Origin of the sequence: Clostridium sp. BSD9I1, from assembly GCF_900185645.1 — a bacterium.
Lineage (GTDB): Bacteria > Bacillota > Clostridia > Clostridiales > Clostridiaceae > Clostridium_AK.
This window is the reverse complement of the sequence record NZ_FYAM01000027.1, coordinates 303,206-325,247: the sequence shown is the minus strand read 5'-3', so window position 1 is coordinate 325,247 and position 22,042 is coordinate 303,206. Positions and strand designations below refer to the sequence as shown.

General features: G+C 29.1%; 20 protein-coding genes. 2 read left to right on the top strand and 18 right to left on the bottom strand.

Going from position 1 to position 22,042, the window contains the following annotated elements; all coding sequences use genetic code 11:
• Positions 1-154: 154 nt before the first annotated feature.
• A complete protein-coding gene (locus tag BSD9I1_RS18415) occupies positions 155-1,207 on the top strand; it encodes a DnaD domain-containing protein (RefSeq protein WP_186431551.1) in 1,053 nt (350 codons plus the stop codon).
• Positions 1,182-1,892, top strand: coding sequence for an ATP-binding protein (locus tag BSD9I1_RS18410; RefSeq protein ID WP_242966556.1), 711 nt, complete (start codon positions 1,182-1,184; stop codon positions 1,890-1,892). The genes BSD9I1_RS18415 and BSD9I1_RS18410 overlap by 26 nt, the downstream gene beginning before the upstream one ends.
• Positions 1,893-2,028: 136 nt before the next feature.
• On the opposite strand, the gene galU is transcribed toward BSD9I1_RS18410, so the two are convergent.
• From galU to BSD9I1_RS18320, 18 genes are all read right to left on the bottom strand, one after another.
• Positions 2,029-2,946 (bottom strand): UTP--glucose-1-phosphate uridylyltransferase GalU, encoded by a 918-nt coding sequence (gene galU, locus BSD9I1_RS18405; protein ID WP_186431549.1) that lies wholly within the window; start codon positions 2,944-2,946, stop codon positions 2,029-2,031.
• 60 nt (positions 2,947-3,006) lie between these two features.
• Positions 3,007-4,056, bottom strand: coding sequence for a GDP-mannose 4,6-dehydratase (locus BSD9I1_RS18400; RefSeq protein WP_186431548.1), 1,050 nt, complete (start codon positions 4,054-4,056; stop codon positions 3,007-3,009).
• Between the two features lie 104 nt (positions 4,057-4,160).
• A complete protein-coding gene (locus BSD9I1_RS18395) occupies positions 4,161-5,525 on the bottom strand; it encodes a UDP-glucose/GDP-mannose dehydrogenase family protein (RefSeq protein WP_186431547.1) in 1,365 nt (454 codons plus the stop codon).
• A 159-nt stretch (positions 5,526-5,684) separates the two neighbouring features.
• The gene (locus BSD9I1_RS18390) at positions 5,685-6,287 is read right to left on the bottom strand and encodes a serine acetyltransferase (protein WP_186431546.1); all 603 of its coding nucleotides are present in this window, start codon (positions 6,285-6,287) and stop codon (positions 5,685-5,687) included.
• Between the two features lie 76 nt (positions 6,288-6,363).
• Positions 6,364-7,860: a lipopolysaccharide biosynthesis protein gene (locus tag BSD9I1_RS18385; protein WP_186431545.1), complete on the bottom strand. Its 1,497-nt coding sequence runs from the start codon at positions 7,858-7,860 to the stop codon at positions 6,364-6,366.
• Positions 7,861-8,063: 203 nt separating this feature from the next.
• The gene (locus BSD9I1_RS18380) at positions 8,064-8,522 is read right to left on the bottom strand and encodes a serine O-acetyltransferase (protein WP_186431544.1); all 459 of its coding nucleotides are present in this window, start codon (positions 8,520-8,522) and stop codon (positions 8,064-8,066) included.
• 2 nt (positions 8,523-8,524) lie between these two features.
• Positions 8,525-9,469, bottom strand: a complete 945-nt coding sequence (locus tag BSD9I1_RS18375) for an ATP-grasp fold amidoligase family protein (protein WP_186431543.1) — start codon at positions 9,467-9,469, stop codon at positions 8,525-8,527.
• A gap of 125 nt (positions 9,470-9,594) precedes the next feature.
• Positions 9,595-10,680: a glycosyltransferase gene (locus BSD9I1_RS18370; RefSeq protein ID WP_186431542.1), complete on the bottom strand. Its 1,086-nt coding sequence runs from the start codon at positions 10,678-10,680 to the stop codon at positions 9,595-9,597.
• Positions 10,681-10,752: 72 nt separating this feature from the next.
• Positions 10,753-11,952: a glycosyltransferase gene (locus BSD9I1_RS18365; protein WP_186431541.1), complete on the bottom strand. Its 1,200-nt coding sequence runs from the start codon at positions 11,950-11,952 to the stop codon at positions 10,753-10,755.
• A 339-nt stretch (positions 11,953-12,291) separates the two neighbouring features.
• Positions 12,292-13,437 (bottom strand): hypothetical protein, encoded by a 1,146-nt coding sequence (locus BSD9I1_RS18360; RefSeq protein ID WP_186431540.1) that lies wholly within the window; start codon positions 13,435-13,437, stop codon positions 12,292-12,294.
• Positions 13,438-13,576: 139 nt separating this feature from the next.
• On the bottom strand, positions 13,577-14,323 hold the full coding sequence (locus BSD9I1_RS18355; protein ID WP_186431539.1) for a WecB/TagA/CpsF family glycosyltransferase: 747 nt from the start codon (positions 14,321-14,323) through the stop codon (positions 13,577-13,579).
• Complete coding sequence (locus BSD9I1_RS18350; protein ID WP_186431538.1) at positions 14,323-15,435, bottom strand: glycosyltransferase family 1 protein; 1,113 nt, start codon at positions 15,433-15,435, stop codon at positions 14,323-14,325. The genes BSD9I1_RS18355 and BSD9I1_RS18350 overlap by 1 nt, the downstream gene beginning before the upstream one ends.
• 155 nt (positions 15,436-15,590) lie before the next feature.
• A complete protein-coding gene (locus BSD9I1_RS18345) occupies positions 15,591-16,523 on the bottom strand; it encodes a GDP-L-fucose synthase (protein ID WP_186431537.1) in 933 nt (310 codons plus the stop codon).
• A 5-nt stretch (positions 16,524-16,528) separates the two neighbouring features.
• Positions 16,529-17,617, bottom strand: a complete 1,089-nt coding sequence (locus BSD9I1_RS18340) for a glycosyltransferase family protein (RefSeq protein WP_186431536.1) — start codon at positions 17,615-17,617, stop codon at positions 16,529-16,531.
• Positions 17,617-18,702 (bottom strand): GDP-mannose 4,6-dehydratase, encoded by a 1,086-nt coding sequence (gmd, locus tag BSD9I1_RS18335; protein ID WP_186431631.1) that lies wholly within the window; start codon positions 18,700-18,702, stop codon positions 17,617-17,619. The genes BSD9I1_RS18340 and gmd overlap by 1 nt, the downstream gene beginning before the upstream one ends.
• A 16-nt stretch (positions 18,703-18,718) precedes the next feature.
• The gene (locus BSD9I1_RS18330; RefSeq protein ID WP_186431535.1) at positions 18,719-19,768 is read right to left on the bottom strand and encodes a mannose-1-phosphate guanylyltransferase; all 1,050 of its coding nucleotides are present in this window, start codon (positions 19,766-19,768) and stop codon (positions 18,719-18,721) included.
• 42 nt (positions 19,769-19,810) lie between these two features.
• Complete coding sequence (manA, locus tag BSD9I1_RS18325; RefSeq protein WP_186431534.1) at positions 19,811-20,785, bottom strand: mannose-6-phosphate isomerase, class I; 975 nt, start codon at positions 20,783-20,785, stop codon at positions 19,811-19,813.
• 10 nt (positions 20,786-20,795) lie between these two features.
• The gene (locus BSD9I1_RS18320; RefSeq protein WP_186431533.1) at positions 20,796-21,503 is read right to left on the bottom strand and encodes a sugar transferase; all 708 of its coding nucleotides are present in this window, start codon (positions 21,501-21,503) and stop codon (positions 20,796-20,798) included.
• Positions 21,504-22,042 lie beyond the last annotated feature (539 nt).

Here is a 22,042-nt window from a genome sequence, read left to right as displayed (position 1 = left end):
CAGGAAAGTAAAAAAAGTTTTTTTACTTTCCTGTCTTTTTTGAGGAAGATGATTTGTTTATGTATAGAGAGAGGATTTCTTTGGGGCCAGACCCCTGGAATTTAACCCCAGGGGTCTGGCCCCAAAAGAAGAAAAAACAAAGGAGAAAAGTATAATGGATAAAAAATGTGTTGTTATTGATGTAAATCTAGCAGTAGTACTTGGAGTGTCTGAGAGTATAATCCTTCAGCAAATGAGTTATTGGCTTGAAAAATCCACTCATATCATAGAGGAAAGACCCTGGATATTTAACAGCTATACAAATTGGCAAAAACAGCTGCCCTTCTTTTGTGAAAGCACCATAAGAAGACTTATAAAAAAACTTGAAGACATGGGAATAATCCTATCTGGAAATTTCAACAAATGTAAGATGGATAAAACTAAGTGGTACAGCATAGATTATGATGCCTTAGACAAGCTTCAAGAAAAAAGTGATAGCTTAATCTATGCTAATAAAGAGCAAATGGATGAACCCACTCACGAGACCAGCTGCTCAAACTTAGCAGTGGATGAAGTTAATTTCACTAAACCAATACCAGAGATTACTCCAGAGACTAACCTCAAGGATGTTGTAGTAGAAGTTGAGAATAGGCCCCTGAGCGCAGATTACAAAGCAGAGAAGACAGGGAAAATTGTAAGACCAAATGTCCATGGGAATAATGACAAGAATGCTTGTTTCAACCCTAGGGACCTTGATGCTGTTATTAACTTTTTCAGCTCAAACATTCACCTGCCAACTCCCCATGAGCGTGAAAAATTAAGGCTTTTGTATGAGGATTTAAAAGGCGGAGATTTAATTATAAAAGCCATGGAAATTGCTGTGGAAAACAGGGTTAGAACCTTTAGATACATAGAGTCTATCTTGTATAACTGGATAGATCTTAATTTGCATACCTTAAGTGAAGCTGAGGAATATATGCAAAACTATAAAGAATCCCATAAAAATCAGAAGATACACCTAGAAAGTAAAGGTTCTGCCCCTAAGGCAATAAAAGAAGGAAAGGATGATAATCATGGAACAAAGAAATGTTCAAACTGGGGAGCCAGACAACATTCAAACTATAATAAAAAGACTCAGGGAGAAGTCCAAGGAAAATATGCAGGATTTAGACCAGATGAACCAGAGCTTCCAGAGTTTACAGATGAGGACTTCGCAGAATTTTTATGATGTTTGTCCTATATGCAGAGGGGTTGGCTTTATTGTAAAAAGTGATGACAGATATCAAGATATTATTACTCCCTGCAGCTGCACCATGAAAAGTAATATTAAGTCAAAATGGAAACTTGCAGGGCTAAATGTGGATAGCTCACAGCTTAATTTAAAAAACTATAAGATATATAATGCTGTAAGCAGAAAATGCAAAATGGCAGCTTTAAACTACCTTAAAAGTTTTAATGAAATAAAACACACAAAAAATAACAGCATAACTTTTCTTGGACAAGTTGGAAGTGGGAAAACTCACCTGTGCACTGCTATAGCCCTTAATTTAATAGACAAGGGAGTAAAGGTTATTTACATGCCCTATAGGGATGTTATAACTAAAATCAAGCAAAATATGCTGGATGGTGAATGCTACAGCTTAATTCTTGGAAAATACAAAACCTCAGAGCTTATAGTAATAGATGACTTATTTAAAGGCAAAATCACCGAATCAGATATAAACATTATGTTTGAAATAATTAATTACAGATATTTAAATAACCTTCCCATGATAATATCTAGCGAATACACCATGGAAAAGCTTCTAGAACTTGACGAAGCAGTAGGAAGCCGAATACTTGAAATGTGCAGGGGCAACACCATAGAAATACAAGGAAAGGAGAATAACTATAGGGTTAATGGTGAAAATTAATTTTGTAGGTATTATGATGATTTACAATAATAAAAAAAACCAGTAGAATCAAGAATATGCCATATCTCTTAATTCTACTGAGTTACACTTTCTTAAAGTTAAATCCAGGTGCCTGACCCCTGAGTTTAACTGTAATTTATTCGGTTGCCGCTGCTTCGTTAGAAGCTTCAGTAAAGGTTTTAATTTCCTCTGATTTAATTATATTTAGTAAGTATTCCATAAAAGGCTTTCTTAAGTCTTCTCTCTTTAAAGCCATTTCTACTGTTGCTTGAAGGTATCCTAATTTATCACCAACATCATGTCTTCTGCCTTCAAATTCATAGGCATAAATTGCTTGAAGGGATAGAAGTGTTTTTAATGCATCTGTTAACTGAATTTCTCCACCCTTACCTGGCTTTGTGTCTTCTAATATACTAAATATCTCTGGCATTAGTATATATCTTCCTAGAATTGCTATGTTTGATGGAGCTTCTTCTATGCTTGGCTTTTCTATTAAGTCTTTAACCTTGCAAACTCTATCTTCTATTTTTAAATCTTTAACAATACCATATTTAGAAACTTCACTTTGTGCCACACGCTGAACTCCAAGCACTGATGTCTTATATTCACTAAAACAATCTATAAGCTGCTTTAAGCAAGGTACTTCATTATCCACCACATCATCTCCAAGCATTACAGCAAAGGGCTCATTGCCTACAAAGCTCTTAGCACAGTGTATGGCATGACCAAGACCTTTAGGTTCCTTTTGTCTTATGAAATGTATGTTTACTAAGTTACTTATATCTTGAACAAGCTTAAGCAAATCCTGTTTATTTTTTTGCTCAAGTTCTAATTCTAATTCCACAGATTTGTCAAAATGATCTTCGATACTTCTTTTGTTTCTACCTGTAATTATAAGTATTTCCTCTATTCCAGACTCCACTGCTTCCTCTATAATGTATTGAATAGTAGGCTTGTCTACTATAGGAAGCATCTCCTTTGGTTGGGCTTTAGTTGCAGGCAGGAATCTAGTACCTAGACCTGCGGCTGGAATGACGGCTTTTCTAATTTTCATGTGTAACTCCCCCTCATAAGTTCTCTTATAATTAAATTAAGATATAATGCACAAATATATTTAATTTACCCCATAATACTCTACATACCAATCCGCAAATCTTTTTAGTCCTTCATCAATAGATGTAGATGGTTTAAATCCTACAGCTTCCTGAAGTTTATCTGTAGAAGCATAGGTTGCAGGTACATCCCCAGCTTTTAAAGGTTCAAATATTTTTTCAAATTCTACTGCTCTACCTAATGTATTGCTTAAAGCTTTCTCTAAAGCCCTTATAAATGCCATTAGTTTTTCAGGGCTATTGTTTCCGATATTAAATACTCTGTGTACAGCTTCCTTAATACCCTTCCCATCTGCTATAGTAGTAGGAGGATTGCTAAGAAGTCTTTCTATTCCTTCTACAATATCATCTACATATGTAAAGTCTCTATATAAGTCATTTTCAAAATCACCGTTGTTAAATATCTTAATAGGCTCTCCTTTAAAATACTTATCTGCAAATCCAAAGTAAGCCATATCAGGTCTTCCCATCGGCCCATAGACCGTAAAGAATCTTAATCCTGTAGCTGGTATGTTATATAGATGGCTATAAGTATGAGCCATTAATTCATTTGATTTCTTTGTAGCAGCATATAAAGATACAGGATGATCTACAAAGTCTGATTCTTCAAAAGGTACTTTTTTATTAGAGCCATATACAGAACTTGAAGATGCATATACAAGGTGATCTACCGGATTATATCTACAGGCTTCAAGAATGTTAAAAAAGCCTATTATATTACTTCCAATGTATACATCTGGATTCTCGATGGAATATCTAACTCCAGCTTGTGCAGCTAAATTTACTACAATATTAGGCTTATGCTCTTCAAATGTTTTCATTATCATAGCCTTATCTGAGATGTCTCCTTTGATGAATGTAAACTTTTCAAAAGGTTTAAGTTTTTCTAATCTTGCATATTTAAGATTTACATCATAATAGTCATTTATATTGTCAACACCAATTACTGTACAGCCTTGTTCTAAAAGCTTTTTAGATAAGTAAAATCCAATAAAACCTGCAGTTCCAGTTACAAGGTATGTTTTGCTTGTATCTAAGGTTTTATAGTTCATATTTCTTCCTCCTTAAAAATAAGTGTACTATTTTATCATAAATAGCACACTTATCTAAATTTATTTATTTGTTACAAATCACATAATTCTTAAGTTATATAATATTAGTTCTTAGTTGCCGCTGCTTCAACAATAGCCTGAGAAGCTTCCATATTTGGTCTTCCTATGGAATAGTATTCCACTCCTGATTGTCTCATTTTTTCGCCACTATGGATATTTCTTCCATCATATACCAAAGGTGTTCTCATAAGCTTTTTATAATCCTCTGGTTTTACAGCTTTAATTTCTCCCCATTCAGTAAAGATAAAGCATACATTAGCATTTTTTAAAGCTTCTTCAGCACTATGCACATATCTTATAGAACCTTGTCCATGTTTTCCTTCTGAATATACCTTTTTAAAGTTATCTTCACCTACAGGATCATAAGCATAAATTTCTGCTCCACATTGTAATAGTAGCGGTACATTTTCAAGGGATGGCGCTTCTCTTAAGTCATCTGTCCCTGGCTTAAATGTAAGACCAAGTACTGCCACCTTAAGTCCGTTAAATGTGATAAGACGTCTAGAAGCCTTTTTATATAACATAGTCTTTTGATCTTTATTAACATCAATAGCTGCTTTTATGGTTCTAAGCTCATAGCCATTTTGTCTTGCTAAATATTCAAGAGCTTTTGTATCCTTAGGGAAACATAAACCGCCATAACCAATACCAGCATTTAAAAACTTACTTCCAATACGCTCATCAAAACTCATACCTTTAGCTACATCTTGAATATTAGCTCCTACAAGTTCACAAAGGTTAGCTATATCATTCATATAGGATATCTTTAATGCTAAGAAATCATTGGATGCATATTTTATCATCTCCGCTGATCTTCTGCTTACAGATACTATAGGAAGGCTAAATGGCTCATATATTTTCATTAAAATATCTTTAGCCCATTTACTTTCTGTCCCAATGATAATTCTTGCTGCTTTAAGGGTATCATGCACTGCTGTTCCTTGAGCTAAGAACTCTGGATTAGAAGCTACTTCTACCTTTACATCATTAACTAAGAAGTCCTTAATAAACTGCTCTACCTTATCATTTGTTCCTACAGGTACTGTAGATTTTACTACCACAAGGCAATCTTTCTCTATAGTTTCAGCAATTTGTCTTGCAACAGTTGCTATGTAGCTTAAATTTGCAGAACCGTCTGGCTGCTCTGGAGTTCCAACCCCTATAAATACAGCATCTGCATCTCTATAAGCTGATTTATAGTCAGTGGTATAATGAAGTCTACCTTCTGCATAATTTTTTTTCATTAGTCCTTCTAAATCTGCTTCATAAATTGGAGATACTCCACTCTCCATTAATTCCACTTTATTCTCATCAATATCTACGCAAGTAACTTGATGGCCTACTTCAGCAAAACAAACCCCTGCCACAAGGCCTACATAACCTGTTCCTGCTACTGCTATTTTGTACATAATGCATTACCTTCCTTTAGTTATATTTTTTGAAATTTATAGCTAACTTAATTTCAATTATTTAATGGTATACAAAATAATATATTTTAAAATTACAAATAATCTCTTGGTGAAATCTTCATATTCTTTGCAATTACAATACTACTTATTATTAAATACTTATTTTTTATTCCACTCTAATCTTCCATTATTGCTTATTTTCTTAGCAGGCACACCTGCTATAGCAATATTTTCTTCTTCAAAGGTTTTATTAACTACTGAATTAGCGCCTACTGCGATATTCTTTGCAAGCTTAATATCGCCAACAATTACAGCTCCCACACCTACTATCACACCATCTTCTAATATAGGTGTACCATCATTAGTTCCTCCTGCAACTATACTTGTATTTATATGCAAAGATATATCCTTCCCACCTTTAACTCTTCCATTTACTAGAATTGGACCTAAATGCATTAATTTTAATCCTCTATCAAATGTATTAATTGGAATATGTATCTGATGATCATTTCCATATCTATACAATAATGCTTTGTACAAAAGTCCTCTAAATTTTTTCCCAGTATTTATATAGTATTCAGTCTTACGTAAAAATACGTTATATTTATAAAGATATGATTGTTCAGTCAAACATATAAAAGGCATTCTAGTATTTTTTCTACCATATTTGATACTTTCATATTCTAAAAATTCTTTAAGCTCTGTCTTGTTATTTATATACTTATTAACATAAGCCCTTTTGCTATTTACTGCTGCACTCACCAGCATGTCCCTCCTCAAAATTACTTAAGTTACAATCAATCCTTAACATCATAATTTGTTGTATATAAACTGTATTTTAATTCTCTTTATTACAAGCAACCTTATATTTATCTCTCATCAATTTTCCTTTTAATGTTATTATTACTCTATTTATTTCTTTTCGCATATCTGAGAATAAATATAAAACTCCAAAATAAAATATAGAACATATTATAATTGATATAAAGCTCCATAACAAATCTTTACTTATTTGTTGTAAAAAACAACCTAATACTCCCATAACGACTGATGAAATTGCTGTTGGCATTACATTTCTAAAGGTGTTTACTACTGAAATTCCTATTACAAACTTCATTATAATAAAATGAACTAAAATCCCCTCTATACGTATCCACGATCTTGCATAAACTAGTACCCAAAATCCGTACTTAGAACTTATTATACAAACTGGAACAAGAATAACTAAATGTAATATTTGAGCTAAAAATGATAGTTTAGGCCTACCTTTAGCTCTATATACTTCACTACAAAAGTGTCCAAAAACTATAGCTATTGCACTTGTTAAAGCCCATATACCTATTACTTCCCTAGCTTCTTCCCATTTGCCTCCTAGAAGTATTTTGGTAGCTAAATCGCTATATAAATAAACTCCTATACCAAGTGGAAATATAAAAATAGACACGATTTTTTGAGTATCAAAATACATTTTATTAAATTTTGTAGTATCATTTTGTAAACGAGATAAAGCTGAAAAAAGCACAGGTACTATTGATGCAGTTATCAATGACATAAGAGTATTTACCATGGCAATTGATGTCTTATATATTCCTAAATAATACTGACTCAAAGAAGTTCCGATAATAAACATATCTACCCAAGTAGCAAACCAAATTGAAATAGCTTCAATCAATGACCAAATACTAAATGTCAGCATTTCTTTTAATATTTCGACATTATAAAATAAGTATGGCTTCCATTTTGATTTAATAGTTAATATAATGGCGTTTGAAATCTGAATGAAAATAGTCCCAATAATAAGTGCCCAATAACTTAATCCTAAAAAAGCTAGTGGTATTGTTATAATAAAAGGTATACAAACTGAAACCATTCTGACTAAAAAGAGAGTTTTAAAATCAAAATCTCTCCTATAAAGTGCCATCTGTATACTTGAAAAAGATGTAAGTAATAACTGAACACAAGCTATAGCAATAACATTACCTAATCCAGGATTTCCAACTGATATTGCGATTTTTTCACGAAATATTATAATAATTATCCATAAAAAAATTGATATTCCCAAGTTAGTCCAAAATGCTACATTGGCATTTTTAAATTTTTCACTTTCATCCTTAAATTCATTTTGCACTAAATATTTTTGAAACCCTGCATCGGTAAACATATCTGCAAAGCTCATAATCATAGTTACAGTGGCAACTACACCAAAGGCTTCTGGTGAAATAATTCTAGCTAAAATCATATTTGTAATAGGACTAACTAATTTTGCAGCTATTTCTGTAACGGTTGACCATTTAGTTGCATTTACAAATTTACTTTTAAGATTCTCTTCTTTCACTGTGATTTTCTCCTTTAAGCTATTGAAAACTAGTTTCCTATATTCTTAACATTCCATGTAATTTTATATTAATAATAAACACCTACATTTCTATAAGATTACTTTATTATGCATATATATTTTAGTAATAATCACTCATAAAATATCATTTAGCCAACTATTATATTATTCATGTACTTTTATCTAACTTAGTATAATAAGATTCACTTATATTTTTGTAAAATATTATTGTTTCCAATTACAATTGAATTGGGTGGGATATCCTTTGTTATAACCGCTCCAGCAGCAATAGTTGAATTTTGATCAATTACAATATTCCCTATAATAACAGCATTTGCTCCTATCAAACAATTCCTCTTGATTGTAGCATGACGTTTTCCTTCACCATTTTTTTCAGGTGGAAACTTACTAGCCCCTATAACAACATTAGGCATTATAACTACTCCTTCTTCAATAACAGCAGTACTGCCAATTACAATTCCTACAGCATGTGGAATTTTAACATTTTCTTCAATAATAGCTCCCAAACAAATATCACAATTAAATATAAAACGTAATATAAATCCCCATATTTTTGATAGTATTCTATTTAATTTTCCTCTTTTATATCTTTTAAGGTTTTTATATATTGCTTTTTCATATATCCTATTAAAATCAAACATCTTTATAAACCTCTTTTATTATTTATATCTAAATATTTATCAGGTAGTTCTATCCAACTACCTAATAAGTAATCATAGAACTCTGGAGTAAATTCTTCAAATCCTGCACCAGGATAAAAAGTTAATTCTCCAAAGTACAATAGCCCATTTGTTTCATAAAAATCTACTCTTACAAATGGTATGTCTTTAGATAATCTTTCTGCAAATTGAACCATCTTATTAAAATTCTTTGGCTTAGGTATTAAAACTCCACTACTTGAATAATGCCTTTCAAAAGGCATAGGCTTCCAATTCATATCATAAAAATCAACATTTAATCCATTTGGTGAATTTCTATTTAAACAGACAAATGAGCATTTTACTTCACCATTAAAACACATGAATTTATAATCTTTAAGCTCTACACATGATTCATCTACCATATACTTCTCACATATAATTCTCGGCTTTACATTTTTATATGGCCATTCTCTAGAATGATAATAATAGTTTCTTCTTAAACTTTTGTTTATTTTCTCTTTTGCTACATCGATGTTTAGTTTGTTTTTATCCTTACATATTATAAGTCCACCTGAGTCATGAGTGCATTTCAATACAAACTGATTTGGCAATTTAGAAAAATCAATATCATTAAATCTATCCCACACTCCTATTAAAGGAATAAGATATTCTTTACCTATAGTTTTAGCTATGTATTTTCGAACTTCATGCTTGTCTACCAATTTAGTGTATAATGGATTTCTATCGTATAATTTTAACCACTGAAGTTTTTCATTAAAAGTTTGTGGGTTTTCTAAGTTGAACTCTTTATTGAACTTTTTTTTATACATTTTTTTAATAAAATCAATATCGCTAACGCAATGTTTATAATATATTTGCATTAACAAATTATATAAACTAACTGTACTATTACTTTTTTTCAGTAGATTCTTAATTGAAGAACTCATTTTTCACCTCTCGTTAAACTTTTTATAATGGCTTTGCTAATCTTTATATAGATATACTAAATAAACTTTACCATTATCCTTATTTATAAATATTTTTGTCAACATACTTTTTATGACATTCATATTTATAAACCAAAAATAGCATCTATGTATTCATCAATTATTTTTTCACTTGTAAATCTTTGTGAAGTTTTTTGAATTAATTTTAAATCCCATTCATAATCTAAAGCCATTAAAATTTTTTTACATAAATCTTCTATATTCTGATATTCAACTAAAAATCCATTAATACCATTTTCAATAATTTCTCGTGGACCAGATGGACAATCAAACGCTACTATGGGTGTTCCTACTGCAATAGATTCAATTAGTACATTGGGAAAACCCTCATAATATGAACTAAGAACTGTAACACTAGCATCTTTATAACATTCGACTACATCATGAGTAAAATTTTTAAAAATAACTCTATCCGATATACCAAGCTCCTTAGCCTTTTTTTCTAGTTCTTTCCTTAAGGGACCTTCCCCTACGATTTTTAATTTCAAATCTGATTTGATTTTTAGACACATATTAAATGCACTCAATAAAAATTCCAAACCTTTTTGTGGTACCAATCTTCCCATATACAAAACTTCTTTATTATTCTTAGGCATTTTCTTTGAATAATTAAGAGATTTAACCTTTTCTTCAATAATTAAGGATATAGGATTATTTATTACCTTTATTTGATTACCTGCAAACCCGTAATTTTTGATTAAATCTTCAGCCATGTTTTGTGATTGAGAAATTAATAAATCCACATTTTTATATAACCTTTTTATAAGAAATTCAGCTATCCTACTTCTATTACCTTGCTTAGAGAGGGTATTCATATTCCTTGCTATTATTTGAAACTCCAAATGAAATATCTTCCTTAAAATAACTAATATTATTGCAAAACTATAATTAAATGTTAATATCCTTTTAGGCTTTTCTCTTATTAAATAAGTTAAAATAGACCTAATTGATTTTTTGATACTTTTTTTATTTAAATGAATAACTTTTATATTTTTATCCAAGTAATCTTTATATACAGCATCACTTAAATCCATTACTATTAATCTTACATCATATTTCTTTTCAATTAGCTTATTAGACAAATTAACACATACTTTCTCTGCACCTCCTCCGTGTAAAACATTTATAATTATGTCTATACGTTCTTTCATTTTACTAAACTCCTAATAAATTTAAAAATTATGATCATTTAAATCTGTAAATTATGAATTTAAAATATAAATTTATTGGTCTATTAATACTTTGTTAAATACTTTTATTAACCTTTCATAATATTTTTCAGTATTATTATTACTTATAACATATTCTTTAGCTCTATTAACTATATCTAAATACTTTTCTTTTGATAAATTATAGCTTATATTTAATTTGTCTATAATATCATCTTTATTCATAACATCAAATAAAACCCCTCTATCATATGACAACATACCTGGAATTCCACCCCTATTACTTCCTAGTACTAAACATTCAGTCACCATTCCCTCTAAAACAGTATTGGGGTAATTCTCCATCCATAGAGATGGTATAACTACTGAATATACTTCTTCTAAGACTGATAACATTTTTTCATAATCTTGATATCCTAAATACCTTAATCTTTTATTGTTTTTCAGATAGCTATTAAATTTATCTTTAAATTCATCTTCAACTTTTCCTGCTAATAATAACTCTACATTTTTATCTTTTGAAAACTCTTCAAAAGCCTCTAATAATTTAAAAACTCCTTTATTTTCATTTATAACACCGAAATATAGATACTTCTTCTTATTTAAATCAACTTTTTTATTAAATCTCTTAATCTTATTTGAATCAAAAGAATTATTTATACATTGAATATTAAAATCATGCTGTTCACAATATTCAGTAAGCATTTCACTAGGGCATATAAATTTATTTACTACACTTTTCCTCAATTTGTCCACCTGCTTATATCTATAAAGCTTTAGCTTAGATTTAAGACTAAAATTACAACTAATATTGCATTTATTAAATTTAATACCTTTACAAATTTTATAGTTATTATAAATACAAGTTCCTAATGGACATACTGCTGAATAATCTCTTATAGTTTGTACACACTTATATTGTTCTAAAGCATTATATTGAGAAAATGGAGCCAAATATAAATTATTAATATGAATTATATTTGGCTCAATTTTTTCAATAACTTGCTTTATCTTGTTAATTAATTGATAATCTTTGAATATTTTTCTATATATTGCAATTAAACCCTTATTTTTTATTTTTATATTTATAAATTTATTTTCACAATTGTAGAGTTCATGATTAACAGGGAACTTTTCATCAAAAGTTAGTAAATAGACCTCATGCCCATTTTTTTCTAATATTTCTTTTTCTCTTCTTCCTTGCATCTCTGCTCCGCCATAAATGAGCAAATCATTTATAATTAAAATTTTCATATATATTCACCCTATAAATTAAAATTTGTATTTATGTTAAATAAAAGCTTTTTTAGTACATTCTTTAATTATTAATAATAAGAAAATACCTATGTATGATATTACATTTTAAATATTTACTTAATTTACTTTTGTTGTTTGATACTATAGTCATGTGATATATAAGTATAATAATGTTGCTATTACATAACCCGTTATAATCATAAACTATTGAAAAATACTACATTATAAATATTCTATAACAATACATAGTATTACGTGATAATTTATAATAACCCTATTTATAAATTTAATGTCATAAAATTTATATGCTATTTGTATTAAACAATCTTTTAACAATTATAAATTAGAAGTTATTATCTTTCGTCTATTATCATTAACTTCACTAAATAATATAGAATATAAAATTACAGTATAATTTATATTAATTGATATAAAATCAAAATAGTTGATTAGCATAGTGAAAGTTATAAGTATAAAACTTAATAATGTAATATTCTTATATCTTTTGCTTATATAATATGTTAAGTTATATAATAAAATATTATATATTATTAGTCCCATAAATCCTAATTCAATATAATATAGTAATATATCGCTATGCAAATTATTAGTAAAGTATTCATGTTGATCTAAAACATACATAGAAAAACCTAGTCCTCTTCCTGTATATGCTAAAGAGAAATTATAATATCCATCCAAATTTCTATATATACTCATTCTTCCCATACCATTAATATTATAATGACTCATTATAATGTCTAACTTATTACTATATATTAAATAAACAAATATTAGCTGACTGATTACTAAGCACGTAATTATTATAAGAATATATAATTTCTTATGTGTTTTAATTCTCTTTAAGAAGTAGTATAAAAATACGCTTAGTAATGCAGCTGCGACAACTATCCTTTTATTTCCTATTATCATAAGCAAAAGCGATACGAGTACATATGACTTTTTTTCCTTATTTATTAAGAAATATATGAAATATAGTCCAAACACATGTGAACTATATGATTCCAGTACACTGAAATGTGTATCTAACATTAAAAATTTAAAATTTCTATTAAGTATCATGTTTAATAAAACTTGGGAATCTTCAATAAATGTATATAAAAGTAATGATATAAATGTTATATTAATCATTTTTCTTTTATCGATTAAACTATATGAAAATAAATATCCTATAACAACTGGATATAATAAAAATATAAAATACTTTATCATATACATCCCATGTTCAAGTCCATTAAATATAGCAATAAATAAGGAATATCCGATACAAAATAGCGGTACTAACATTGTTTTAATGAAAAATCTATTGTCAACTATTCTTTTATTTTTAATACTAATAATTATAAAAAATATTGAAGCAAATCCCAATATTATATACTTACCTATTCCATGCTCAAAAATTCTGCTCAAAAATATAGCAACAAATAGGATAGCATATAAAAAATTACTTTTTGAAAACTTCATAAACTTAATCCTTTCATAAAGGTTAGTATAAAATCATTGCTTGTTATGTTCTTTTTATAATACATATTTTCATAGATATTTTATTATTTAGACACTTTGAAAACTTTGTAAATGCTTTATATAATTTAACACAATTCTATCACACGGAGGTATTTCTCTTATTTGATCTAATCATATAGTAAATAAATTTAGAGTTAGTAATTAAATATCTTCTCCATAATCTTTTAGGATCCTGCAATAATCTATATAGCCATTCTAAAGAAAATTTTTGCATCCATTTAGGTGCCCTTTTTATATTCCCTGCAAAATAATCAAATCCAGCACCTACTCCAATCATTAAAGACTTAATAATTATTCTATGATTATACATCCATATTTCTTGTTTAGGTGCACCTAATCCAACCCATAAAAAATCAGGCCTTAAGTTATTAATATTATTAACAATATCAGCATCCTCATGATTTTTAAGTTCTCTAAATGGCGGAGAGTACATACCCACTATTTTCAGTTTTGGATATTTCTTGATTAAATTATCTTTAAGTTTTTTAAGAGTTTGTTCGGTACTTCCATAAAAATAATGGGTATACCCCTTTTCTTCTGATATCTTAAATACTTCATCCATTAAATCCGGACCGGTAATCCTATCTGTATATTTAAACTTTCTTTTACATATTAGAGCTAAGGGCTTACCATCTGGCACCGATATATAAGAATTACTTTGTATATTCTTATATGACACGTTCTCATATGACATTACCGTAGTATGTACGTTGCAAACACATATATATTTTCCTTTAATGTTATTAAGATTTTGTTCTATACGTTCTAAAACTTCCTGTAAACTTAGTGCATTTATCTTAACACCTAATATATCACATTTGTTCATTATTTATCCTCACTTAAAAAAGTATTTAATACATTAAAAACCTCATTTGCACAGGATTCCCAGTCGTATTTTTTAATAATCGCTTCTTTGTACGAATTGTCAATATTATAAATATTATTTTCAACATTTATCATCTCTTTTGATATTTCCCTATAATCATCGGGATTTACATAAACTACTGAATCCCCTAATACTTCTGTAAAACAACTTGTGTTAGAACAAATAACATTCTTATTATACATTAAAGCTTCTAAAGGCGGAAATCCAAACCCTTCAATCTTAGATAAAAATACAAAAAAGGAGCATTTTTCATAATAGTTTTGTAATTCTTCATCACTAATGTATTCTAGGTGCAATATATTTTCAAATATATTTTTCTCTATGAGATTACTAAAATCTCTATATTTTTTCACTCCACAAACAACTAATTTTAATGGGTGTTTTGAATTTTTATAATATATAGCATAACTTTTTAAAAGACCTATATAGTTTTTATGAGGCAGATCAGATGAAATCGCAAAAATATAGTTATCACATATTTTAATTGCCTGATTATGCTTTTTTAGCTTTTTTTTAATTCCATTATGAATAACAGTTATATTATTGTGTTTAATATTGAATCTCTTAATAATATCATTTTTGGAATACTGTGATATTGTAATAATCTTATCAGATTTTAATACTGATTGTTTCAATCTAAAGCGTATATAGAGGTTTTCCAAATACTTTATACTGTCCTTATAATTTTCATAATAATAAAATGGAATTAAGTCATGCACGGTTATACATGTCTTGCATGAGTTAATGGGTGGCACATATCCTCTTGGAGAAAATAACACATCTATATTATATTTTTTTATATATGTATTTATTAACAACATCTCCCATATAACTTTATTACTAGTTTTTAATGGAGATCGCTGTATTATAACTGTATTCACATTTTCGTATTCAAAATCAACTTTATTAAACTTATTTGCAAAAATAATAACTTCATGTTTATCACTTAACTTTTTTGAAAGCTCATCAAGCAAATTTTTAGAATAATTATAAATACCTATACTTTTACCATGTCCCTTAACTAATTCATAACAATCAATTGCTACTCTCATATAAAAATCCCTTCTGTAATTAATTATTACTATTACTATTGCTACTCAATAAACCTCCTATTTAATTATACTTAACTTCATTTTAATTTCTTTAGATTAGCTTTTAATACCACTCTCTTTAACATACAGTGAATTAATCTATATATACAAGAAAATTATACGATATAATTATTTTCAAACCATTCATAAGCCTTTTCAATTCCATCTCTAAGTTTAGTCTTATAAGACCATCCCGCCTTTTCAAGTCTACTTACATCAAGAAGCTTTCTAGGTGTTCCATCTGGTTTAGTAGTATCAAATACCAATTTCCCTTCATATCCTACAACTTCTTTAACAAGTTCTGCAAGCCCTCTTATAGTGATTTCTTTACCTGTACCTATGTTAAAGAAATCATTTCCCTCATATGCTTCCATTAAGTAAATGCAAGCATCTGCCATATCCTCAGAATATAAGAATTCTCTAAGTGGAGTTCCGCTTCCCCATACTACAACCTCAGGTGCATTATTAACCTTTGCTTCATGAAATCTTCTAATTAATGCTGGCATTACATGAGAATTTTCTGGATGAAAATTATCATAAGGCCCATAAAGATTAGTAGGCATTACACTTATATAGTTTGTCCCATATTGCTTATTAAAAAATTGACACATTTTAAGTCCAGATATTTTAGCTAATGCATATGCTTCATTTGTTTCTTCCAAATATCCAGAAAGCAAGTATTCTTCCTTTATTGGTTGAGAACACATTTTAGGATAAATACATGAACTTCCAAGAAACATTAATTTTTTAACTTCGTATTTATATGCCATTCCTATAACATTGTTTTGTATTTGTAAGTTTTCATATATAAAATCTGCCGGATATGTATTATTAGCATGTATTCCACCAACCTTTGCTGCTGCTAAAAATACATACTCTGGGTTTTCTTCTTCAAAAAATCTTCTTACTGCTTTTTGATTTGTTAAATCAAGTTCACTGTGAGTTTTTCCAATTATATTTGTATAACCCTTTTTTTTTAATTTTCTAACTATAGCAGAACCAACCAATCCTTTATGCCCTGCTACATATATTTTACTGTCTTTATTCACTTTCTTCACTCCTTAAAATAAGTCAAGGACTTTAATATATCGTTAGCTATTTCATCTACTGAATTATTATATATACTAGGTAAATTATTATAACTTGAAGCTTTTTCTTTCAGCTTTATAAGTAACCTACTGATATTATCGTTATTGAATTCATCATGTTTAATAGGCAAAGCTATGTCCAGTTTTATCAAATTTTCTAATGTTGCTCTATCCTCAGCAATTTCATTTCTTTCTATAACGAGCATTAGTTTCTTAGCACAAATAGCTTCTGAGGCTGTTGTCCATCCTGCTTTAGTTATGACATAATCTGCTGCCTTAATATAATCTTGTGTATTTAATGTATCTATGGGCAGCTTATATGTATTTTCCCCTTTTAAATTTATACCTTCTGTATAAATAAAATCATAGGGTAATTCTTCTACATTTATATCATCTTTTAAGTTTACTGATCTACCCACACTTACAAAAACTATAGGCTGCTTATGTGCTTCTTTTATAGATTCCACATTTTCATCATTAAATTTTCTGCAGCATAATCCTATATATTTGGGATTCTTTATATAATCCCTTATATATCCATATAAAGGATAAAACCAAACTTGTTCAGCCATCTTATAACATTGTAAATATGTATTATATATATCATTATTAAATAGTTCGTTATATATTTCCACCCAGGTAAAGTTAGATATAAGTATAGATTTAATACTTTGTTCTTTACAACACTTAAATATCCAAGGAACTATATCAGAAATTACTAAATCCACTCTATTTTCTAATAGAAAACTATTTCCCTTTTTTATTTTTTCATCCCATGAACTTATAAACTTCTCTAATTTTTGCTGAAGTCTACTCTTATCTACTTCTATTCTACCTTGTTTTAATACTAGTCCTAAATCTATATCTTCTTCATAGAAAGCAACTCTTGGAAAATACTTCCCCAAAAGCTGTTTCATAAAATCTATTTGATTTTTACCACATTTTATAATAACCTTTATATCTTTACATTTAGTTAATAATGACTCTATAATTGGTATATTTCTAGATGCATGCCCAAAACCATGATTAGATATATAAAATGCTATAGTCTTCATTATTCTGATATGGCAGCTTCATTTTGTGATAAAAATTCTTCAGTACTTATTCCCGCAATTCCTCTCATATCCCCATCTACCATCATTTTTACTAAGCCAGGGAAATCAACTTTTCTTTCCCATCCTAGTTCTTTTTCAGCTTTTGAAGAATCCCCCCATAAAAGCTCAACTTCTGCTGGTCTGAAGTATCTAGGATTTACATCTACAAGAAGTTTTCCATTAGCTTTATTATATCCCTTTTTATCAACTCCAGTACCTTTCCACTGAATTTCTATACCGACTTCTTTAAATGAAAGTTCAACAAATTCTCTTACTGTATGAGTTTCATTAGTTGCTAAAACATAATCTCCTGGTTTATCCTGCTGAAGTATTCTCCACATTCCTTCTACATAATCTCCTGCAAAACCCCAGTCTCTTTTAGCATCTAAATTACCAAGAGATAGCTTTTCTTGCTTTCCTGCCATTATGCTAGCTACAGCTCTTGTAATTTTTCTAGTAACGAAAGTTTCTCCTCTTCTTGGGGATTCGTGATTAAATAATATTCCGTTACATGCAAACAAATCATAGGATTCTCTATAATTTACTGTTATCCAATAAGAATATAATTTTGCCACTCCATATGGGCTCTTTGGGTAAAAAGGAGTCTTTTCACTTTGTGGTGCTGTTCCTGGTAATCCTCCAAATAGCTCTGAAGTAGATGCTTGATAGAACTTACACTTTATTCCTGACTCTCTTATAGCATCTAGTAATCTTAATGTACCTACTCCTGTAACATCAGCAGTATATTCAGGTACTTCAAAGGATACTTGGACATGACTTTGTGCTGCTAAATTATATATTTCATCTGGTTGAATTTTTTCTATTAATCTATTTAAATTACTTGAATCTGTTAAATCTCCATGGTGAAGAAATAATGTTTTATTTCCTATTTTAGGATTTTCAAACAAATGATCTATTCTGCCAGTATTAAAACTGCTTGATCTTCTTATAATTCCATGTACTTCGTAGCCCTTTTCTAATAATAATTCCGTTAAATATGAACCATCTTGTCCTGTTATTCCTGTTATAAGCGCTTTTTTCACTATATATTCACCTTTCCTTTTAACAAAATTTACTTCTAATCTCTTTTATATTCTCAATATTTTCTTTCTTTCCAATAAAAATCACATCATCACTTTCAACTACAAAGACATCTTTCATTCCAGTAATGATTATAGGCTTATTATTTCCTACTACAATATTATTAGTGCTGTCAATTTGTTTTACATCGCCAACACATATATTGTTATTTTCGTCCTTTTCCCTATATCTTTCTAATGCATACCAAGTTCCCACATCATCCCAGCCAAAATCACTTGGAATAACATATATATTTTTTGCATTTTCCATTATTCCATAATCTACAGATACACTATCTACTTCGGGATATTTTTCTTCTAATACCGCATCAAACTCTTCCTCACTAGTAGTTGCAATTTCACTTAGCACGTTATATGTATTATTTAAATATTCATTTGTAAGTTTTAATACAGTACTTGTTTTCCATATAAACATTCCACCATTCCAAAGATAGTTACCCTGCTTTAAGTAATGCTCTGCTCTTTCTAAATTAGGCTTTTCTACAAACTGCTCCACACTTCTTATTTCAAAACCACTTACATCACAAACCTTATCTATGCATTTTATATACCCATAACCTGTTTCAGGTCTATCCGGCTTCATACCTAATGTTACTATAGCATCTTCTTGATTCTTAACAAACTCATAACCAGACTTAAGTGTTTCCCTAAATTTATCTTCATTAGGTATTAAATGATCTGAAGGAAGTACTGCAATAGTAGCATCTTTATAGTATTTATCTATTATAAAAGCTGAAAGTGCAATACATGGAGCTGTATTTTTCCCTACAGGCTCTACTATTATATTTCTCTTTGGAAGACTTGGTAACTGATCTTTCACTAAACTTACATATTGCTTTGCTGTTACCACAAATATTCTTTCAATTGGCATTAATTTTTCTAGCCTTTTTACTGTCATCTGTATCATTGTATCTTCGCTTAAAAGTTTTAAAAATTGCTTTGGTTTTTCTTCTGTGGAAAGAGGCCAAAATCTAGTTCCTTTTCCACCTGCCATGATTAGCGCACATAACACTTAAAATCTCTCCTATCTCTAATACCATATATAACTCAATAACTATGCCACGTATGTTTTTAAAATTCTAGCTTGCCCCTCTATACTATACTTTCCAAGTCCTGCTGGAAGTAGCACACTCTCTCCAACAGCTATATTTATGGATTTATCAGCATAGCTAATTTTCCCCTTACCTTCTATTACTACATATATATATAATGTATTTTCATCCGACACTTCATTTATTTCTTCATTAATGTCATATAAATCTACATTAAAATATTCACTTTTAATCTTACATTGTTTTGTAGAACTTTTCCCTATATGTATTTTACCTTCTTCTTGTTCATCACTTTTTATAGGATTAAAATTTATAACTTCCATAGCTTTATCTATATGAAGTTCTCTTTTATTGCCATTCTTATCTACTCTATCATAATCATAAATTCTATAAGTTAAATTAGAACTTTGTTGAATTTCTGCTATTACAATCCCTTCTCCTATGGCATGAATTGTTCCTGCTGGAATATATATAAAATCTCCTGCTGATACTTCTCTGTAATTTAAACAATCTTTAATTTTATTTTCTTTAATACTGTTTAAAAATTCTTCTTTAGTTATATCTTTTTTCAATCCATAAACTATCTTAGCACCAGGTCTGCTAGATATTATATACCAGATTTCATTTTTACCATTTTCACCATTTTCATAAATTCTTGCATATTCATCATTTGGATGAACTTGCACTGATAAATCCTTATTAGCATCAATTAATTTTATAAGTAATGGAAAGTTATCTCCAAATCTTTTTTTAATGGATGTACCAAGTATTTTTTCACCATACTCTTTAATAATTTCTTCAAGAGTTTTTCCTGCAAGTTCTCCATTTTCAACTATGCTCATCCCATCTTTATGACAGCTTATTTCCCAGCTTTCTGCTATATTGCCATCTGGAAGTTTCTTATTCAATTTTTCTAAGTTTCTTCCTCCCCATATATAATCCTTATATATAGGTTTAAATTTCAATGGATAAAGCATAATTTCCTCCCTAGCTTGCATTTTCATCTCCAAACAGCACCCCAAAAGTTTTAAGTATCAACTTAACATCAGTTAAGGTGTTTCTTTCTTCTATGTATTTAATATCTAGTTCCATCCATTCTTCAAATCCTATTTTGTTTCTTCCACTGACCTGCCAGTAACAGGTTAATCCCGGCTTAGCTATAAGCCTCAGCCTTTGGCGGCCAGTAAACTCCATAACTTCCTTTGGAAGGCTTGGTCTTGGACCCACTAAAGACATGTCCCCTTTTAATATGTTAAATAGCTGAGGAAGCTCGTCTATGCTTGTTTTTCTTATAAACCTTCCCATTTTTGTAATTCTTGGATCTTCTTTAATTTTAAACATTGGCCCTGTCATTTCATTTTTTTCTTGAAGATTGTCCAAAAGTTTCTCCGCATTTGTGACCATAGAGCGAAACTTGTACATTTTAAATATTTTGCCCTTTTCCCCTACTCTTTCTTGAGAAAATATTATAGGCCCTTTGGATTCAACCTTGATACAAATTGCAATAATTAGCATTATAGGAGACATAAGAACTAATCCAGCTAAGGCACCAATTATGTCTATTATTCTTTTTGTAAAAAAATAAGTTTTACTTTTGTTGTATTTCTTTAAATAATCTTGTACTAGTTCTATTTCTTTGGGAAACACTATGTCTTGATTTGCTTCAACCTTGTTTTCTAACCTTACCTCCTGCATTCTTACTCCCCCACCTTATTATACATTTAAATTTGTTAACGATTCATTAATAAATAGTTAACAGCATAGTTATTATATAACAATTTGCTATTACCTTTTAAATGTCATTTTTTATACTCTTCTAGAGATACGTTTAAAATACTCTCTTTATCTTAAAATATCTTCCATATTCTCCACTTGACTTCCACTATTTCCTAAAAAAAGCGTTTATAGGTTTTATTTAATATCATTGAAGATAAGATTAAAGATATATAGATATTTTTATTTTCTATATGTACAAACACAGAAGAATTTATTTATCATTATATTAATAGTATCGTAATTTGGTATATTAAGTTTATATTTAATTCCATATTTCTTCTAAAAAAATTAATTTACCAAAATAATCCATAATATTTACATTATTATATAATAATACTACTCACGAAATATAAAACTTACAAATTTTAAAAAAATCGTACGACATTTTTCTGCAAAATAATACTTTAATAAAAATTCTGCAAGAACTTTAAAATGCATCTTGCAGAATTTCTTAAATG

Excerpts from the sequence above, each read along its gene's own strand:
- BSD9I1_RS18415 (WP_186431551.1), top strand. The coding sequence starts at position 155 with ATGGATAAAAAATGTGTTGTTATTGATGTAAATCTAGCAGTAGTACTT.
- BSD9I1_RS18410 (WP_242966556.1), top strand. The coding sequence starts at position 1,182 with ATGAGGACTTCGCAGAATTTTTATGATGTTTGTCCTATATGCAGAGGG.
- galU (WP_186431549.1), bottom strand. The coding sequence starts at position 2,946 with ATGAAAATTAGAAAAGCCGTCATTCCAGCCGCAGGTCTAGGTACTAGA.
- BSD9I1_RS18400 (WP_186431548.1), bottom strand. The coding sequence starts at position 4,056 with ATGAACTATAAAACCTTAGATACAAGCAAAACATACCTTGTAACTGGA.
- BSD9I1_RS18395 (WP_186431547.1), bottom strand. The coding sequence starts at position 5,525 with ATGTACAAAATAGCAGTAGCAGGAACAGGTTATGTAGGCCTTGTGGCA.
- BSD9I1_RS18380 (WP_186431544.1), bottom strand. The coding sequence starts at position 8,522 with ATGTTTGATTTTAATAGGATATATGAAAAAGCAATATATAAAAACCTT.
- BSD9I1_RS18375 (WP_186431543.1), bottom strand. The coding sequence starts at position 9,469 with ATGAGTTCTTCAATTAAGAATCTACTGAAAAAAAGTAATAGTACAGTT.
- BSD9I1_RS18370 (WP_186431542.1), bottom strand. The coding sequence starts at position 10,680 with ATGAAAGAACGTATAGACATAATTATAAATGTTTTACACGGAGGAGGT.
- BSD9I1_RS18365 (WP_186431541.1), bottom strand. The coding sequence starts at position 11,952 with ATGAAAATTTTAATTATAAATGATTTGCTCATTTATGGCGGAGCAGAG.
- BSD9I1_RS18360 (WP_186431540.1), bottom strand. The coding sequence starts at position 13,437 with ATGAAGTTTTCAAAAAGTAATTTTTTATATGCTATCCTATTTGTTGCT.
- BSD9I1_RS18355 (WP_186431539.1), bottom strand. The coding sequence starts at position 14,323 with ATGAACAAATGTGATATATTAGGTGTTAAGATAAATGCACTAAGTTTA.
- BSD9I1_RS18350 (WP_186431538.1), bottom strand. The coding sequence starts at position 15,435 with ATGAGAGTAGCAATTGATTGTTATGAATTAGTTAAGGGACATGGTAAA.
- BSD9I1_RS18340 (WP_186431536.1), bottom strand. The coding sequence starts at position 17,617 with ATGAAGACTATAGCATTTTATATATCTAATCATGGTTTTGGGCATGCA.
- manA (WP_186431534.1), bottom strand. The coding sequence starts at position 20,785 with ATGCTTTATCCATTGAAATTTAAACCTATATATAAGGATTATATATGG.
- BSD9I1_RS18320 (WP_186431533.1), bottom strand. The coding sequence starts at position 21,503 with ATGCAGGAGGTAAGGTTAGAAAACAAGGTTGAAGCAAATCAAGACATA.